2 protein-coding genes are annotated in these 1,337 nt (G+C 43.6%); both read left to right on the top strand.

Going from position 1 to position 1,337, the window contains the following annotated elements:
* Positions 1–233 precede the first annotated feature (233 nt).
* Positions 234–935, top strand: a complete 702-nt coding sequence (locus tag SV253_07805; protein ID MDY6775961.1) for a nucleotidyltransferase domain-containing protein — start codon at positions 234–236, stop codon at positions 933–935.
* Positions 928–1,308 (top strand): DNA-binding protein, encoded by a 381-nt coding sequence (locus SV253_07810; GenBank protein MDY6775962.1) that lies wholly within the window; start codon positions 928–930, stop codon positions 1,306–1,308. The genes SV253_07805 and SV253_07810 overlap by 8 nt, the downstream gene beginning before the upstream one ends.
* The last annotated feature ends 29 nt before the right edge of the window (positions 1,309–1,337 follow it).

Here is a 1,337-nt window from a genome sequence, read left to right on the forward strand (position 1 = left end):
TCCAAGGTTTGTTCTGTCCAATTAGCTAACCAACATTCTCTAGACAATTTTCGAAAATGTTGGTTAGCTCCCCGAACACACCCTATACAAACCAATTTGTACATCCGAGATAGTTTGGATATCTCTTATACTACAAAGCAGGTGGTGAACATGATTCATACCCTATGCCTCACATATAAATAGAAGTCACTTTATTAATAAACTATTTAAGTAATAGTAACGTTAAGCGTAATATGAAACGTGTTGTGAAAGAAGAACGTGATAGAAGCGGTATATCGATCTCTCTCCCGGTGCCTTCTCTCGACTCTGATCTGTTCAAACACAAAGCGACTAATAACGTACTTCTATTTCTATCACATCACAGACAGGACGAGTTTACTATATCTGAGATAGCTTCTCAGACAGGGCATACTCAGCCATCAGTAAAGAGATCGGTAGACGTTCTAGAGAAAAACGATCTAGTCATAGATAATCCTCAGGGCAACAGACGTCTGATACGGATAAACCGTGAACGGCTTTCTGTGCCAGATGATCCCTATCTTCAGATACCTCAGATACAGTTTCAGAAACCCGTAAAAGAAGCTGTCGAAGAACTGAAGAAAGGTCTCAAAGATGTTGAAGCTGTAGTCCTATATGGGAGTGTAGCCCGGGGAGAAGCAGATAGCCGGAGTGACATCGACCTATGGATCCTCGTTACTGAAAACAGAGCTAAAAACCAAAGAAAAGCTAACGAAATAAAATTAGACCTCGAAGAAAAGAGATTCGACGGCGATAGGTATAGCTATGACATCGATGTCGAGTCTATTTCTGCTATACCTAGATACACAGAAGACCTACGACAGATAGTCGTCTCCGGGATCGCAGTCTATCAGACAGAGAAGTTCAAAACTGTCGAAAAGATCCTAATGGAGGATCTGGAGGGAGAAGATGACTGATCCCAGCTCTATCGTGGATGCTATCGACCGTGCAGAAGACGCATTCGAAGAGAGAACCGGAGGAGTGCCAAAGTACGAAGAAGGTATTGCCTCGGGCGGGGGCTGGGAGACACAGATAACTAAGGCGTGCAGACTGATCGAAGTCTCAGAAGTACTTCGAGAGCAAAACGGATACTACACAGCTATTATCGAGCTCTGTTTTGGAGCCATCGAGCGTTCGATAGAAGCATACGCTATCAGGATGACAGACGACGAACTAAGAGACTTTCAGGATCACGAATACAGCTACCGGCGTGCCAACGAAATAGGACTGTTCGAAGAAGAAACTGCCCGAGACATGATGAATCTATATTCGGTACTTCCCAATCGGTAATTGAGAGTAGAAGCTAAAGCGTTACTCTG

Source organism: Candidatus Afararchaeum irisae, assembly GCA_034190545.1.
In the GTDB taxonomy this organism is placed as follows: domain Archaea; phylum Halobacteriota; class Halobacteria; order Halobacteriales; family Afararchaeaceae; genus Afararchaeum; species Afararchaeum irisae.